Below are 15,976 nucleotides of genomic sequence, written 5' to 3' on the forward strand. Positions count from 1 at the left end.
CTCCTCGGCGTGGGGTGCGCCGAGTATCGGGCGCCGGCCGGCCGCGGGTCTTGTCCGCTTCCGCACGCCCGTTGACCGACGGCGAAGGGATGGCGCCGTCCGCAGGGGAAGCCCGCCACGCTGGAGCGCGTGGACGTGATCGTGGTGGGCGCCGGCTCGGCCGGTGCGGTGGTGGCCCGGCGGCTGGTGGACGCGGGTGCGGCGGTGACGCTGCTGGAGGCGGGTGGCGCGGACGTGAACCCCGCCATCCACGACCCGTCCCGGGCGGGAGAGCTGTGGCACGGGCCGGAGGACTGGGACCTGTACACGGTCCCGCAGCCGCACGCGGCCGGCCGTCGGCTGCACCTGCCGCGCGGCAAGGTCCTCGGCGGCTCGCACGCGCTCAACGCGATGATCTGGGTCCGCGGCGCACCCGCCGACTACGACGGCTGGGGACTGCCCGCCTGGTCCTGGGCCGACGTCCGGCCGGTGTTCGAACGGATCGAGAAAGACCTCCTCGACGTCGTCCCGAACCAGCCGCTGCACCCGATCCAGCAGTCCACAGCGGACGCCTGCCGGGACGTCGGCCTGCCGTTCAACCCCGACTACCACAGCGGCACGCTCGACGGCGTTTCCGTCCAGCAGCTCACCCTGCGCAGCAACCGGCGGCTCACCACCTGGCACGCGTACGCGCTTCCGGTGGCGGAGCGGATGACCGTCCACACGGGAGCGCTGGTGCACCGCCTGCGGTTCTCCGGCTCGCGGGCGACCGGGGTCGTGGCTTCGCTCGACGGCTCGATCCGTGAACTGTCCGCGGACCTGGTGGTGCTCGCGGCGGGCGCGTTGGCTTCACCGGCAATCCTGCTCCGCAGCGGCGTGGGCCCGGCGGACGAACTGGCCGCGCTCGGCATCGACGTCGTCGCGGACCTGCCCGGGGTGGGCCGCAACCTCCACGACCACCTGCTTTCACCGGTGCTCTTCGCGACCGAACGTGAGGTCTCGCCGTGGCCGGGCCGCCCGGTGACGCAGGTCCACTGGTTCTGGCGCAGCCGCCCGGGCCTCGCGGTGCCCGACACGCAGCCGATCTGCTTCAGCGTGCCGATGTACGAGCCGTGGATGTCCGGGCCGCCGACGGGGTTCTCGCTGATGGCGGGCATGGTGACCCCGGAGAGCCGCGGAACCCTGCGGCTGTCCGGCCCGTCCCCGGACGACGTGCTGCTGATCGACCTGGCCGCGCTGGCGGCGCGATCGGATTTCGAGAGCCTGGTGGCATCGGTGGAGCAGTGCCGCGAGGTCGGCCGGGCCCCGGCACTGGCGGAGGACTGGGGCGCCCGCCCGCTGTACCCCTCGGACGGCGAGGACATCGGCGAGTACGTCCGCCGCACGGCGATCACGTACCACCACCAGGCAGGCACCTGCCGGATGGGCACGGACGACGACGCGGTGGTGAGCCCCGAGCTGGCATTGCATGGCTTTGACGGCGTGCTGGTCGCGGACGCGTCGGTACTGCCGCGGGTGACGACGGGCAACACGAACGCTCCGGCGGTGCTGGTCGGTGAGCAGGCGGCGAGGTTCATCCTCGACGGCTGACCGGAAGGGGAACTCAGGCAGCCGAATACACCTTCCGCCCGGCGAACCAGGTCTCAACGACCCGAGTCCCGGCGACATCCCCAGTCCGGAAAGGATCCCGATCAAGAACGACAAAATCCGCCGACAGCCCAGGAAGCAGCGCCCCGGTGACGTCATCCAGACCACAAGCCCGGGCCCCGCCGAGGGTGAACACCGAGACAGCCTCGGCGAGCGTAATCGCCTGCTCCGGCCACAGCGCCCCCGGCCACCGGCCGTACGGGTCCCGGCGCGCGACCAGACCGGCAATGCCCTCCCAAACGTTCGGCGAAGGGCTGACCGGCCAGTCGGAGCCACCGGCGACAAGGGCCCCGGTGTCCAGCAAAGCCCGGTTCGGCTGCATACGAGACGCGCGCGAAGCGGGAAGCACCGTAGCGATCGCCGAAGGGATCACCCCGGGCACCCACAGGAACGGCGAGATGTCGGCGGCAACGCCGAGCTCGGCGAACCGCGGCACGTCGTCCGGGTGCACGAACTGCCCGTGCGCCACCTGGAACCGCGTGTCGGTGTAGCCCGACGCCCGCAGTTCCGCGACCGCGTCGAGGAACTGCCGCACCGAGGCGTCGCCCGTGCAGTGCACCTTCGCCGAGAAGCCCGCCGAAGCGGCCGTGCGCAGCCAATCCGTGAGTTCCCCGGGCGGCATGGTCGTCGAGCCGTGGAAGCAGGCGCCGTGGTCGGCGTCGGGCAGGTACGGCTCGAGGAACGCCGCCGTGCGCGTCGGCGGCACCCCGTCGAGGAAGATCTTCACGAAGTCCGGCCGGTGGTGCTCGGTGCGGTAGCGCCCGGCGACCTCCAGCAGCGGCGCACCGACCGGGTCGAAGCCGAAGATCGGGTCGTTGACCAGCAGGGACGACACCACCCACGCCGGCAGTTCGCCGGCGGCGTCCAGCGAGCGAAGGGCTTCGAGGATGTCGGTCGAGACGCCGGCGTCCTGGAAGGCGGTGACGCCGAAGCCGTGCAGGATCTCGATCGCGCGCCGCGAGGCCCGCCGGTGCTGCTCCGGCGTGAGCCCGCCGGTGACCCGCTCGACGAGCACGCCCGCGGCCTCCAGGAGCAGCCCGCTGGGTTCGCCGCCGTCGCGGCCGATCACGCCGCCGGGCGGGTCCGGGGTGGCCGCGGTGATGCCGGCCAGTTCGAGGGCGCGGCTGCTGACCCACTTGTTGTGCCGGCTGTCGTCGGACAGCGACACCGGCCGTCCACCCGCGGCCGAGTCGAGCGCGCGCCGGGCCGAGGCGGACGACAGCGTCTCTGCCAAGGTGGACGCCCAAGCGCCGCCGGTCAGCCACTCGTCGGGGCCCAGCGAGGCGGCTCGCGCGCGGACCGCGTCGAGGATGTCCTCGAAGCCCGCGTCCGAGCCGAAGCCGAGCTCGAACAGCTCCGCGCGCCCGGCCATCGCGTGGTGGTTGTGCACGTCCACGAGACCGGGCATGACGAACGCCCCGCCGAGGTCGACGACCTCCGTGTTCGGTCCGCGCGGGACGTCTTCGAGGGCGAGGACCTTCCCGTCGGCGACGGCGAGCGCAGACGCCCACGGCCGCGCGCTGTCCACTGTGTACACGACGGCGTTGGTGAGGATCAGGTCGGCGGCCATGGTTTCAGGATTCCGCCGGGTCGAAGCCGTCCGGGTGGACGGTCGTGCTCAGCAGCCGCCCGTGCGCGCCGAAGGTGAAGTGCGTCGGCCGTTCCCCGGTGGCGTCGAGCCCGAAGAGGACGCCGTGGGAGCGCAGGCGGCGGGCGTCGCGGTGGTCGGCGACCGTCACCGACGCGCACGGGACGACCTTCTCCCGCCAGGCGAAGACGTGGATCCCGGGCCGGATCCGGTGGACGGTGTTCTCGTCGGTGTCGGCCAGCCCGCGCTCGGGGCCGGCCAGGCACTGCCAGGTGTACCAGTGCGGGCTGAGGTAGACGTGTTCGTAGGCGTGCTCGCGGCTGTACACCCACAGCGCGCGGCGGCCGATCAGCGCGGTGCTCGGCGCCATCGGCTCGCCGCGCACCTCGAAGCCGTCGAGCGTCGCGGGCCGGAACTCCTGGGTGACGCGCGGGGTGCCGCCGTCGCCGATCGTCGTGGTGACGACCAGCGCGCGGCCGTCGCGCAGGTCCAGGACGAGCGACACGGCTTCGCGCGCGGCCGGGTGGAACTGGACGTAGTACAGGTTGTCGTCGACCAGGAACGTCTCGCCGGGGCAGGTCGTGCCGTCCCAGGCGACGCGCGTGCCGGTGAACCGGGCCGTGCGGTCGTGGCCGCCGCCGTCGTCGTGCAGCACGAACGCGCGGCCGTGCAGGTCGCCGACCACGGGGGCCTTGTTCGCGTCGAAGCCGGGGGCCAGCCCGTCGAGGGGCAGCCAGGTCGAGGTGTCGGAGAGCGTCGTCACCCTGGTCAGTCTCGTTCCGCGCCGTCCCGCGCGGAACCGCTCGTGCGGCGGCGGACAACAACGCTGCGCTCGCGGCCAACGGCGTTGCGGCCACCCGCGGCGAGGATGGGCGCATGCGAACCGAGCTCGCCGGGAAGGCGGTCCTGGTGACCGGCGGGGCGTCCGGCATCGGGCTGGCCTGCGCGCGGGCGTTCCGTGCCGAGGGCGCCCGGGTGGGCGTCGTCGACCGGGAGCCCGGCCCCGACGTCGTCCGCGCGGACGTCACCGACGAACCCGCACTGGCCGCCGCGGTGGACACCGTGGCGCGCCGGTTCGGCGGCCTCGACGTCGTCGTCGGCTGCGCCGGCGTCTCCGGTCCGGTCGGCAAGCCGCTCGCCGAGACGAGCGCGGCCGAGGTGGCCGCGGTTCTCGCCGTCAACGTCACCGGGCAGTTCCTGCTGGTCAAGCACGCGCTGCCATGGCTGGCCGACGGCGGCGCGGTGGTGCTGCTCGGCAGCGACTCGGCGTTCACGGCGGCGCCGGGGATGGCGCCCTACTGCGCGTCCAAGGGCGCGGTGGTGGCGCTGACCCGCGCGCTGGCCGTCGAGGTGCCGGGCATCCGGGTGAACTGCGTCTGCCCGTCGGTGGTGGACACGCCGATGGCGCGCGCCGACCTCGGCGCGGTCCTCGACGACCCGGCGTTCCCGGTCCAGGCCGCCGACGACGTCGCCCGCCAGGTGCTGTTCCTCGCTTCGCCGGCTTCACGGCCGGTCAACGGCCAAGCGTTGCTGGCCGACTTCGGGATGTCGGCCCGCTCGGCGTTCCCCGCCTAGGGAAGGATCCACAATGGACATGTCGGGCAGCGTCGTCGCGATCACCGGCGGCGGCACCGGGATCGGCGCCGCGGTGGCACGCCGGTACGCGGCCGAGGGCGCGCGAGTCGTCGTGCTGGGACGGCGGCGCGAGCCCCTGGAGAAGGTGGCCGCGGAGACCGGCGCGCACGTCATCGCCTGCGACGCGAGCGTGCGTGACGACGCCGAGCACGCCGTCGCCGAGATCATCGGCCGGTTCGGGCGGCTGGACGTCGTCGTCGCCAACGCCGGCGGGCACGGCCTGTCGTCGGTCACCGACACCGGCGACGAGGAGTGGGAGCTGGCGCTGCGCTCGAACCTGTCGAGCGCGTTCGTGTTCTGCCGGGCCGCGCTGCCGTCGCTGGTCGAGACCGGCGGGCGGGTCGTGGTGGTGTCGTCGCTGGCCGGGCTGTTCGCCGGGCCGAACATCGCCGGCTACACCGTCGCCAAGCACGCGCTGATCGGCCTGACCCGGTCGATCGCCCGCGACTTCGGGCCGCGGGGCGTGCGGGCGAACGCGGTGTGCCCCGGCTGGGTCCGCACCCCGATGGCGGACGCGGAGATGGACCAGTTCGCGGCGGCGGCCGGGTTCACGGGCGGTCACGACGAGGGCTACCGCCGCGTGACGGCGGAGGTCCCGCTGCGCCGCCCGGCCGAGCCGGAGGAGATCGCGTCGGTGGTCCGGTTCCTGGGCTCGGCGGAGTCGTCGTACATCACCGGCGCGGTCCTCGTCGCCGACGGCGGCGCCCACGCCGTGGACCTGCCGACCCTGGCCTTCGAGCGTGCCGGCATGTGAAGGCCCGTCAGCCGCCCAGGTAGGCGGCGTGCAGCGTGGCGGGGGAGTCCAGCAACGTCCGCGCGTCGCCGGCGTAGGTCACCCTGCCCGACGAGACGACCAAAGCCTCCTGGGCGACACCGAGCGCCAGGTGCGTGAACTGCTCCACCAGCAGGATCGCCGCACCTTCGGCGGCGAACCGCGTCACCACCGGCAGCAGGCGGGTGAACACCACCGGCGCCAGGCCCAGCGACATCTCGTCGATGAGCAGGAACGCCGGGCGCGCCGCGAACGCCCGCGCCAGCACCACCATCTGCTGCTCGCCGCCGGACAGCAGCGCGGCGGGGGAGTCGCGGCGCTTGGCCAGCTCGGGGAACAGGGACAGCACCTCGTCGAGACCGGCCGGGGTGCGGGCGGTCAGGCGGAGGTTCTCCAGCACCGTCAGGCCCGGGAACACCGCCCGGCCCTGTTCGATGTGGGCCAGCCCGAGCCGCGCCCGCGCCACCCGCGAGTGCCGGGTGATGTCCACCCCGCCGAGGTGGACGCGGCCCGCCGACGGCGGGACCACGCCCGACACCGCCTCCAGGAGGCTCGTCTTGCCGGCGCCGTTCGGCCCGACCAGGGCCGTGATCCGGCCGGGCTCGAGGGTGAAGCCGACGTCCCGGATCACCGGGCCCGCTCCGCGCTTCACGGTCAGCCCGGTCACTCGCAACGCGTTCACAGCAGCTCCGTTTCGCCCATGTACGCCTTCAGGACCGCCGGGTCGGCCAGGACGTCCGCCTGCGGCCCGCTCGCCAGGACCTCGCCGAAGTCCAGCACGGTCAGGCGGTCGCACACCGACCGCACGAGGTCGAGGTCGTGCTCGATGAGCAGCACCGACACCCCGAACCGCGCCGGCACCTGCCGCAGCCGCCGCCCGAACGCGACGTGCTCCTCGTGCGGCAGCCCGGCCGCCGGTTCGTCGAGCAGGAGCACCCGGGGCCGGGCCAGCAGGTGGCCGACGACCTCGACGAGGCGCCGCGCGCCGGCGTCGACGCGGGACAGCGGCGTGCGCGCCGCCGGGCAGCCGAAGAACTCCAGCGCGCCGGTCACCTCGTCGCCGGAGAGCCGGCGCCGGGCGACGAACCGGACGTACGCGCCGACCGTGAGGCCGGGCGGGACGCGGTCCTGCTGGAACGTCCGCCGGAGACCGGCGCGGGCCCGCCGGGCCGGGGAGCCGGTGAGCGGCCGCCCATCCAGGGTCACCGTGCCGGTGGCCCGCGGCAGGAACCCGCTGACGACGTCGACCAAAGTGGACTTCCCGGCGCCGTTCGGGCCGATCACGCCCAGTATCCCGTGCTCCGGCACCGCGATGTCCACTTCGGACAGGGCGACGACGTGACCGAACTGGACGCTCAGCCCGCGCACTTCCAGCACCGGGGCACCGGGTGGCAGTGGCTCGACGTCCGGGACGTCCGCGGTGAGACCGACGCCGGCCGTGGCCCGCGACCGGCGGCGGTGGGCGAGGTTGCGGACGGCCGTGCCGAGGTTGCCGCGCCCGGCGAGAGCCTGGATGCCGAGCACACCGAAGATCACGAACCCCCAGTCCTGCGGTACGCCCCAGCGTTTCAGCAGTTCCGGCACCGCGACCCAGAGCAGCGCGCCGAAGACCGCCATGTCGATGAGGTGCGCGCCGGACATGATCGCCAGCACGTACAGCGCGAGGGACTGGATCGCGGTGAAGCTCGCCGGGAACGCGAGGCCGACCTGGCCGGTGAGCAGGCCGCCGCTGACGCCGCCGAGCGCGGCGCTGACCGCGAACGCCGTGAGCTTCGACGTCCGCACGCCGGCGCCGACCGCCGCGGTGCCGCGCTCGGAAAAGGCGACCAGGTGCCAGCTGCTGCCCCAGCGGCCGCGGCGCAGGAAGTGCACCAGAAGCCCGCAGGCGACGAGGACCAGGACCGCGAACAGGAAGTAGGACCGGTTGTCGGAGAACGCTTCCGGCCGCTCGACCGGCAGGCCCTCGGTGGCGCCGGGGAACTGGATCTGCACGAGCGTCAGGTCGGCGGCCGAGGCGAGCCCGAGGGTGACGACGGCGAGGGTGATGCCGCGCAGCCGCAGCGCGGGCAGCCCGACGAGCACCCCGGCGAGGGCGGCGGCCAGGCCGCCGAGGAGCAGCCAGACGACGAACCCGCCGGGCACGCCCGCGACGTTGCACGCGGAGACGACGAACGCCCCGACCGCGCCGAAGGTCAGCTGGCACAGGGAAACCATCCCGGCGGTGCCGGTGACGACCCCGAGCCCGAGCAGCGCAATGGCCGCGACGACGGCGCTCACGCCGAGGTAGACGAAGTACCCGGCGAGCCCGGCGCTCAAGGCATAACCGACCGCGACGGCGGCGGCCGCGACGAGCAGGGGCAGCCCGAACCGGCCGAGGGGGTGCTCAGCAAGCGGCACGGGACACCTCCTTTCGGGGCAGGGTGACGAGCGGCGGCGATCCGGGCTGGTCAGCGAGCCGCATCCCAGACCTCCTTGCGTTGGGTCCACAGGAGCAGCGCCACGATCACCAGCAGCGGGAGGAAGTACCGCAGCACCGACAGCCGGTCGGCCTGGGCGACCGCGCCCTGGGCCATGCCCAGCACCAGGCCGCCCGCCACCGCCAGGTCCAGCCGGCGGAAGCCGCCCAGGAGGGCCGCTGCCGCGGCCGGGACCACCAGCATCGCCAGGGAGGTCGGGTCGTTCGACTGGGACGGTGCCACGATCGAAACAGCCAGCGTCGCGATCACCCCGGTCGCCGTCCAGACGCCGACCGACAGCGGCCGGGCGGGGATGCCCAGCAGCTCCGCCGTCGTCGGGCGCTCCGACAACGCCCGCAGCCGGACGCCGAGCGCCGTGCGGGCCAGGACCGCGCGGCAGCCGAGCGCCACCAGCACCGCCAGCGCGACCGTCACCACCGTGACCTGGCTGACCACCACCCCGCCGGCCGTGAACGCCGGCCCGGCCAGCAGCGGGTGGAACGGCTGGGGCTTGTTGCCGAACAGGATGAACGCCAGCGAGATCAGCAGCAGGAGCACCGCGACCGTCACCGCCGAGCGCGTCCCGGTGTCCGCCTCGGCCAGCCAGGTGGACACGATCCAGCCCAGCACCGCGCTCAGCGCACCGCCGAGCAGGATCCCGGCGAGGGTCGCCACCCATTCCGGGAGTCCGAAGCGGATCGACAGGAACACCGCGACGTAGCAGCCGAACATCCCGGTGGCGGACTGCGCGAAGTTGACCACGCGCACCAGCCGCGACATCAGCGTCAGGCACACCGCGAGCACCGCGTAGAGGCCGCCGGCGGCGAGGCCGGCCAGAGCGCCCTGCAGCATGAACGTCCTCCTACGACCGGGGGATCCGGAGCCAGTCCCGCGCGGCCAGCTCCCACTTGTTCGTGCCGGAGGCGAGCTTGATCGGCCAGCCGGCGGTGTTGTCGTGGTGCGTGGCGGCCGGGCCGAACACGTACGGCGTGCCGACCATCGGGTCGCTGACCGGCTTCATCTCGCGCAGCGCCTTCGTCACCGATTCGCGCGTGACGTCGCCCTTGATGCCGCGGACGACGTCGAGGAAGTACTTCGCCGCCAGGTAACCGCCCTGGCTGAACGACGTCAGCGGGATCCGGTTCGCCGTCATCAGGTCGCGCCAGTCCTTCGTCTGCGGGCTGCCGGCGTCGGTGAACGGGTAGAACTCGGCGGGCACGTACACCCCGGCACCGGCGTTCGAGATCGCCTTGGCGTAGTTCTCGCTGTAGACGCTGGTCAGCAGCAGCCAGGTGACGTCGGTCCAGCCCTGCGCCTGCGCGGCCTTGAGCTGGCCGATCGAGTCGGGCTCCACCGGGTTCACCGTGATCGCCTTGCACCCCGCCGCGCGCGCCTTGACGATGGAGGAGGTGTAGTCCGAGCCGCCGTAGGGCAGGGTCGAGTCGAGGTGCTTCAGCGTCTTCCCGGTGATCTTCGTCCACTCGTCGATCGCCGCCCGGTACGCCGGCAGCGTGTTGCCCGCGATCTCCAGCAGCGCGCAGATGTCGCTCAGGTGCAGCACTTCCGAGCCGTAGAGCAGGGTCAGCGTCATGTCGTGGAACGGCCCGACGTTGACCGGCGCGATGTTCGGGCTGGAGAAGCACGCCGGGTCGACGCCGATGCCCTGCACGGACAGGATCTTCTGCTGCTCGTAGTACTTCGCGTTGATCTCGCACTCGATGAGGCTCGACGACCCGACGAGCGCGACGGCCTCGTCGCCGCCGACCACCTCGCGGGCGGCGGCCGCGGCCGCCGCCGGGTCGCCCTTGTCGTCGATCGCCTTGTACTCGATCCTGCGGCCGTTGACGCCGCCCGCGGCGTTGGCCGCGTCGAACACGGCTTCGGCCGCCCGGGAAGCTTCCGGGAAGGTGGCCGCGCCGCTCAGCGCGTTGACGGAGCCGACGACGATCGGGCCGTCGGTACCGGCCCCGGAGCCGGCGCACCCGGCGGTGGCGAGGAGGGCGGCGACCGCCAGGGCGGGAAGGGACTTTCTCATGGCTGCTCCCGGGTCGCGGCCACGACGGGCGCGGAGTCGACGATCTGCTCGAAGCTGACGACGGCACCGCCGTGGAAGCGCCACAGGTGCGCGACGCGGGCGGTGAAGGCCTTGCCGGTCCGGCGGTGGGTGCCGGTGTAGGTGCCGACGCCGATGACCGTGTCCCCGGCGTCGAGGAGGTCGGCGAGGGTGAACCGGTAGCCGTCCCAGTCGCGCCCGATCGCCTCGAAGACGTGGCGGCGCACCTGGTCCGGGCCGGTGTAGGTGCCCGCGTAGGGGAAGCCGGCGGCCTCCGTCCACTGTGTCTTCGGGCCGAGCGGGGCGAGCATGCCGGGCAGGTCTCCCCGGTCGCTGGCGGCGTAGTGCGCGCGGATGACGTCCACAGGGGACACGGGTGAACTCCTTCAGACGGGCTGGGCGTCGGGGTAGCTGACCGAGCCGAGCGGGTAGACGTGCCCGCCCGCCCGGGAGTGCTCGGACCGGCCGTCGCCGGTCAGGCCGAGGAACACACCGGTGGTGCGCAACGCGTAGCCGAGGTCGTGCAGCCAGACGCCGGCCACCGCGATCCGGAACTCGCGGAAGCAGAACAGGTACAACCCGTCGGCGAACTTCCACACCGTCGAGAGGTCCATGTCGCCGTGGCCGCGCTGCACGCCTTCGAGGCACTGCCAGGCGTAGCGCTCCGACGAGACGTAGACGTGCTCGTAGAGGTGGTCCGGGCTGTAGCGGTAGAGGTTGCGCTTGCCGATCAGGTCGCGCGACGGCCCGGGCACGGCGCCGGACGCCGGTCCGCCGTCGGTGACCCCGGACCGGAACCGCTGCGAGACCCGGGGCACGCCGTCGACGTCCTCGGCGCCGATCACCGACCGGACGGCGAGCGCGCGGTGGGTCGCCGTCGAGTACACGACGGTCAGCGCCTCGCCGTCGACGCTGGTGAACGGCACGTTGACGAAGAACACGTCGTCGCGGACGGCGACCGCGTCGTACGGGTCCTCGACGCCGTTGAGCACGACGTGCTTCGCGTCGTCGAAGGCGAGCGCGAGCTCGGCGCCGTCGTCGAGGGTGACGGTCAGCGAGCGGCCGGTGAGGTCGGCGTCCGGCAGGCGGTAGGTGGCGATCCCGGCGGCGAACTCGTCGTAGGTGCGCCAGCCGTCGGTGGGGGCTTCGGGCATGGCCTCATCGTCGGGCGGGGCGGCCCGCCCGACGAGCGGTCACGCGCCCGCGGACAACAACCCGTCGCGCACGGTCAACTCGCGGCGCAGCTCGCTCGGCGCGCGCCCGAACGCGGCCTTGAACACCCGGCTGAAGTGCGCGGCGTCGACGAACCCCCAGCGCGCGGCGATGGCCGCGACCGGGCGGCCGGCGTGCACCGGGTCGAGCAGGTCGCGACGGCAGTGCTCGAGCCGTCGCGTGCGGATCCAGCCGGCGACCGTGGTGCCCTGCTCCTGGAACAGCCCGTGCAGGTGCCGGGTGGAGATGAAGTGCTCGGCGGCGATCCGCGCCGGGGTCAGGTCGGCGGTGTGCAGGTTCGCGTCGATGTGCGCGCGGATCCGGCGCATCAGCTCGTGGTGCGGGTCGGCGTTCACGTGCGCCAGGTCGAGCTCGGTGGCGACGAGCGTGGCGAGCAGGTCGACCGCGCTGTGCGCCAGCCGCGCGCCCGCCGGGCCGGCCAGCTGCTCGAGGTTGCCGCCGAGCTGGGCGAGGAACGGCACGACGACGTTGCCGACGCCCTCCTTGCCCGAGATCCGCACCGCGGTCAGCCGCCCGACGAGCTCGGCGGGCAGGTCGATCAGCCGCTGCGGGAACATCACGACGAGGGTGCGGAAGTCCTCTTCGAACACCAGCGAGTACGGCCGGTGCGTGTCGTAGAGGGCGACGTCGCCGGGCCGCAGCACGGCCTGGCGGCCGTCCTGCACCAGGAGGCTGGTACCCGCGAGGACGAGGCTCAGCTTGTAGAACCGGCGCTCGCCGCGGGCGATCAGCTCGGGCGTGCGCTCGACGACGTGGGGCGTCGCGGTGACCTCGGAAACCTGCACCTCGTCGGCGGCCGACGAGCGGATCCGGCCGCGGAACCCGTCACCGCCCGCCGTGACGTGCAGGGGGACGAACGACTGCGAAACCGCGGTGCGGAACTCGGTGAAGTCGCGGGCGATCAGGGTGGTGGGGGCGGGCACGGGGTCACCTCACAGCGTCGGGAGGACGGCCTCGTATACGATAAGCGATACGATCTTCGGGGACAACGCTCCTGGCGCCCGGGCGCGCCCGCGTGTGATCCTCCTGAAGGGGAGGAAGGGCAGGGATGGAGTCGTTCGGGGCGCGGCTGCGCCGGTCGCGGCGCGCGGCCGGGCTGACCCAGGAGGCGCTGGCCGAGAAGTCCGGGCTCAGCGCGCAGGCCGTCGGCGCCCTCGAACGCGGCGACCGCCGGTTCCCGCACCGCGACACCCTCGACCGGCTCGCCGACGCCCTGGACCTCGACGACGACGCTCGCGCCGAGTTCGCCGCGGCGGCTTCGCGGCCGAAGACCCCGGCGGGCGAGGCCGTCGTCCCGCGGGAGCTTCCCGGCGGGGTCGCCGCGTTCACCGGCCGCGAGGTCGAGCTCGAGCGGGTGCTGGGCCTGTTCGCCGAACGGCGGGAGGGCGTCGTCGTCGCCATCACCGGGATGGCCGGGATCGGGAAGACCGCACTGGCGCTGGCGGCCGGGCACCGGCTCGCCCGCCGCTTCCCCGGCGGGACGCTGCACCTGGACCTGCGCGGGCACGCGGCCGACCCGCCGGATCCCCTGGACCTGCTCGACCGCCTGATCCGCGAACTCGGCGGCGAGCCGCCGACGCCGTTTTCGCTCGGCTCGGCGTCGGCCCGCTTCCGGACCCTGCTCGCCGGGAAGCGCGTGCTCCTGGTGCTCGACAACGCCCGCGACGCCGCGCACGTCTCGCCCCTGCTGCCCGGGGCCGGCGGCTCGGCGGCGATCGTGACCAGCCGCGCCGCGCTGCCGGACCTGCCGCAGGCCCACCGGGTGCAGCTGGACGTGCTGCCCGAGGCGGACGCGCTGCGCCTGCTCGCGGCCGAGATCGGCGCGGACCGCGTCGCCGCCGAGCCCGCCGCGGCGCGGAGGGTGGCCCGACTGTGCGGGTACCTGCCGCTGGCCCTGCACCTCGTCGGCGCCCGGCTGGCGACGCGGCCGGCCTGGCCGGTCGCCCACCTCGCGCACCGGCTCGACGACGAGCGCCGCCGCCTCGACGAAACCGGCGTCCGGCCCGGCTTCGCGCTCGCGCTCGGCGCCCTGGACGCGACGGCGGCCCGCGCGTACCCGCTGCTGTCCCTGCTCGACGTCCCGGAACTGTCGGTGCCCGTCGCCGGCCGGCTGCTCGACGCGCCCGAGCGCGAAACCGAGGCGCTGCTGGACCGGCTCACCGACGAGCACCTGCTGACCACGCCCGCGCCGGGCTGGTACCGGCTGCACGACCTGCTCCGGCTCTACGCCCGCGAGCACGCCGAGCGGCTGACCGCCGCCGAGCGGGCCGCGGCGATCACCCGCGTCGTCGAGCTCTGCGCGGCGATGGCCTGGCAGAGCATGGCGCTCGTCGCGGCGGCTTCGCACCGCCACGACTGGGCGGCGGGACGCTGGGCGGCCGCCGGACCGGCCGCCACGGCGGCTCCGGTGTCTTCGGAGCAGGTGTTCGGCTGGCTCGACCGGCACCAGGCGCACCTCGTGACCGTCGTGCGGCAGGCCGCGGCCACCCCCGGGGTGCCGCCCGAGACGATCGCCGCCGTCGCCCTCGGCCTGTACGAGTACCACCGGGCCCGTGCCCGGTGGCGCGACGCGATCCAGGTCGACGAGGTGGCCCTCGAACTGGTCGACGGCGTCGACCCGGTGGCGGCCGCGACCCTGCGCAACGACCTCGGGGTCGCCGAGGCCGAACTCGCCCACGGCGGCGAAGCGGCCGACTTCCGGCGCGCCCACGACCACCTCCGGCGGAGCCTCGCGGACTGGGAGGAAATCGGCGACCCGCGCCAGCTCGCGGCCACGCTCAACAACCTCTGCTTCGTCTTCGGCCTCGGTGACGACGTCGACGCGGCCATCGCGTTCGGCGAGCGGAGCCTCGCGCTCAACCGGTCGCTCGGCCTGCGGCACGTCGAGACGCTGAACCTGGTCAACCTCGCCGTGCTGTACGGGCGCCAGGGCGACCGCTCGCGCGAACTGGAGTACGCCGCCGAGGCGGTGGCCGTCGGGGAGGACGCCGGCGACGTGCGGGGCACCGCCTACGGCCGGATGCGGATCGGCGTCGTGCACCGGGAGCTCGGCCGGTACGGCTCCGCCGTGGCCGAGCTGCGCCGGAGCGCGGACCTCTGGCGCGCCGCCGGGGTCCGGCTGTACGAGGCCATGACACTGGCCGAACTGGGCCGCGCCCACCTGGGCCTGGCCGACCGCGACCGGGCGCGCGAAGCGCTCACGGAAGCCCTGGACCTGCTGCGGGAGTACGGCGGTGAGGAGCGCGCGGCCGCGGTGCGAGCGGAGCTGGACCGCTTGTGACGGCCGCGAAGCCGGCGATCAGGTAGGACCGCGGCCGGTGGACGGCGGCGCAGGTGACCTTGCCGGCGTGCGTCGCACAGCCGAGGTGCACCGTGTCGCGCACCCGCTGGACCACCACGACCCGCACCCCGGGTTCCGCGGCGTCCGCGCTCCCGGGCACGCCGGCGAGCGCGGACGCCACGAGCAGCGCGGCCGGAAGCGTCGTCCGAACGGTCGTCACCGGTGCCTTCCCCTCAAAAAGCTGCGGCAAGACGATCTTGGCGGTGCGCCGCCGGGCGCGACAGCGACAACCTCCACAACGCGCCTCTACAACCGCGGGCGTCGTGTGAACCTCCGCGACGGCGGGTAACCAGGCGGATGACCAGAACCCGGGTGTACCGCGACGGCGAGCTGCACAAAGAAGACTTCCCCGTCGAGGACGTCTCCGACTTCCTGGCCGAACCGGGCACCGCGGTCTGGGTGGACCTCTGCGCGCCGTCCGAAGCGGACCTGGCCGCCCTCGCCGGCGAGCTCGGCCTGCACCGGCTCGCCGTGGAGGACGCCGTCCAGGAGCACCAGCGGCCCAAGGTCGACCGCTACGACGGGCACGCGTTCCTGACCGCCTACGCGGTCCGGTTCGACGCCGCCACCGGCCGCGTCACGACCACCGAGCTCGCCGCGTTCGTCACGCCCCGGGCGCTGGTGACCGTGCGCAAGGACGACGGCTTCGACATCGAGGCCGTCGTGCAGCGCTGGGACCAGGCGGCCGAGCTGGCGAAGTCGGGTGTCCCGTTCCTGGTGCACGGCCTGCTCGACCACGTCGTCGACGGGCACCTGGAGGCCGTGCTGTCGCTCGACGAGCAGGTCGAGGCCCTCGAAGACCTCGTGTTCGACAACCGTCCCGACCAGTCGGAGCTGCAGCACCGCTCGTTCCGGCTGCGCAAGAGCCTGACCGCGCTGCGGCGGGTGGTGCTGCCGATGCGCGAGGTGATCAGCGACCTGACGCGGCCGGACCTGCGGCTGGCCGACGAGCTGACGCGCCCGTACTTCGCGGACGTCCACGACCACGCCCGGCAGGCCGCGGAGAAGACGGAGTCGCTGCGGGAACTGGTGACCACGATCCGGGAGACGCAGCTGAACCTGCAGAGCAACCGGCTGAACCTGGTGATGAAGAAGGTCACCGGCTGGGCGGCGGTGATCGCGGTGCCCACGGCGGTGACCGGGTTCTACGGGCAGAACGTCCCGTACCCGGGCAACGGCGCGCCGAGCGGGTTCTGGGCTTCGACGGTCGCCGTGGTGGTGCTGTCGGTGGGCTTGTACGCGCTCTTCAAGCGCAAGGACTGGCTGTGAGCTG

Annotated in this window: 14 protein-coding genes; 5 read left to right on the forward strand and 9 right to left on the reverse strand. The window is 73.8% G+C overall.

All coding sequences use genetic code 11. The features are described 5' to 3' along the window. Positions 1-129 precede the first annotated feature (129 nt). Positions 130-1,569, forward strand: coding sequence for a GMC family oxidoreductase (locus tag ACH54P_RS03820; RefSeq protein WP_489910925.1), 1,440 nt, complete (start codon positions 130-132; stop codon positions 1,567-1,569). A gap of 13 nt (positions 1,570-1,582) precedes the next feature. Here ACH54P_RS03820 and ACH54P_RS03825 read toward each other — a convergent pair whose 3' ends face one another. Together ACH54P_RS03825 and ACH54P_RS03830 are read right to left on the reverse strand one after the other, a co-directional pair. Further along, positions 1,583-3,196, reverse strand: a complete 1,614-nt coding sequence (locus ACH54P_RS03825; protein ID WP_489910926.1) for an amidohydrolase — start codon at positions 3,194-3,196, stop codon at positions 1,583-1,585. 4 nt (positions 3,197-3,200) lie between these two features. After that, a complete protein-coding gene (locus ACH54P_RS03830; RefSeq protein ID WP_489910927.1) occupies positions 3,201-3,977 on the reverse strand; it encodes a molybdenum cofactor biosynthesis F family protein in 777 nt (258 codons plus the stop codon). 113 nt (positions 3,978-4,090) lie between these two features. Here ACH54P_RS03830 and ACH54P_RS03835 point away from each other — a divergent pair, with 113 nt between their 5' ends. Together ACH54P_RS03835 and ACH54P_RS03840 are read left to right on the forward strand one after the other, a co-directional pair. Further along, positions 4,091-4,789, forward strand: coding sequence for an SDR family NAD(P)-dependent oxidoreductase (locus ACH54P_RS03835; protein WP_489910928.1), 699 nt, complete (start codon positions 4,091-4,093; stop codon positions 4,787-4,789). 13 nt (positions 4,790-4,802) lie between these two features. Next, positions 4,803-5,603, forward strand: a complete 801-nt coding sequence (locus ACH54P_RS03840) for an SDR family NAD(P)-dependent oxidoreductase (RefSeq protein ID WP_489910929.1) — start codon at positions 4,803-4,805, stop codon at positions 5,601-5,603. A gap of 7 nt (positions 5,604-5,610) precedes the next feature. Here the strand turns inward: ACH54P_RS03840 and ACH54P_RS03845 are convergent, their stop codons facing one another. Genes ACH54P_RS03845 through ACH54P_RS03875 form a run of 7 tightly spaced genes read right to left on the reverse strand, consistent with a single transcriptional unit; the run spans position 5,611 to position 12,286 of the window. After that, positions 5,611-6,303: an ABC transporter ATP-binding protein gene (locus ACH54P_RS03845; RefSeq protein WP_489910930.1), complete on the reverse strand. Its 693-nt coding sequence runs from the start codon at positions 6,301-6,303 to the stop codon at positions 5,611-5,613. After that, on the reverse strand, positions 6,300-8,018 hold the full coding sequence (locus tag ACH54P_RS03850) for a branched-chain amino acid ABC transporter ATP-binding protein/permease (RefSeq protein ID WP_489910931.1): 1,719 nt from the start codon (positions 8,016-8,018) through the stop codon (positions 6,300-6,302). Before ACH54P_RS03850 ends, ACH54P_RS03845 begins: the two co-directional genes overlap by 4 nt. Before the next feature lie 50 nt (positions 8,019-8,068). Then, complete coding sequence (locus ACH54P_RS03855) at positions 8,069-8,929, reverse strand: branched-chain amino acid ABC transporter permease (RefSeq protein ID WP_489910932.1); 861 nt, start codon at positions 8,927-8,929, stop codon at positions 8,069-8,071. A 10-nt stretch (positions 8,930-8,939) separates the two neighbouring features. Further along, entirely contained in the window at positions 8,940-10,112 is a 1,173-nt protein-coding gene (locus ACH54P_RS03860; protein WP_489910933.1) for an ABC transporter substrate-binding protein, read from the reverse strand. After that, positions 10,109-10,504: a nuclear transport factor 2 family protein gene (locus tag ACH54P_RS03865; RefSeq protein ID WP_489910934.1), complete on the reverse strand. Its 396-nt coding sequence runs from the start codon at positions 10,502-10,504 to the stop codon at positions 10,109-10,111. The genes ACH54P_RS03860 and ACH54P_RS03865 overlap by 4 nt, the downstream gene beginning before the upstream one ends. A 12-nt stretch (positions 10,505-10,516) precedes the next feature. Continuing rightward, positions 10,517-11,284, reverse strand: a complete 768-nt coding sequence (locus ACH54P_RS03870; protein WP_489910935.1) for a MoaF C-terminal domain-containing protein — start codon at positions 11,282-11,284, stop codon at positions 10,517-10,519. Positions 11,285-11,323: 39 nt separating this feature from the next. Next, positions 11,324-12,286 carry an AraC-like ligand-binding domain-containing protein gene (locus ACH54P_RS03875; RefSeq protein ID WP_489910936.1) on the reverse strand — a complete coding sequence of 321 codons (963 nt, stop codon included), beginning with the start codon at positions 12,284-12,286 and terminating at the stop codon, positions 11,324-11,326. A 125-nt stretch (positions 12,287-12,411) separates the two neighbouring features. On the opposite strand from ACH54P_RS03875, the gene ACH54P_RS03880 reads away from it, so the two are divergent. Together ACH54P_RS03880 and ACH54P_RS03885 are read left to right on the forward strand one after the other, a co-directional pair. Next, a complete protein-coding gene (locus ACH54P_RS03880; protein WP_489910937.1) occupies positions 12,412-14,643 on the forward strand; it encodes a helix-turn-helix domain-containing protein in 2,232 nt (743 codons plus the stop codon). 357 nt (positions 14,644-15,000) lie between these two features. Next, positions 15,001-15,972: a magnesium transporter CorA family protein gene (locus ACH54P_RS03885; RefSeq protein WP_489910938.1), complete on the forward strand. Its 972-nt coding sequence runs from the start codon at positions 15,001-15,003 to the stop codon at positions 15,970-15,972. Positions 15,973-15,976: the final 4 nt, after the last annotated feature.

The sequence above is a fragment of the Amycolatopsis sp. N2S4-7 genome, from assembly GCF_058119595.1.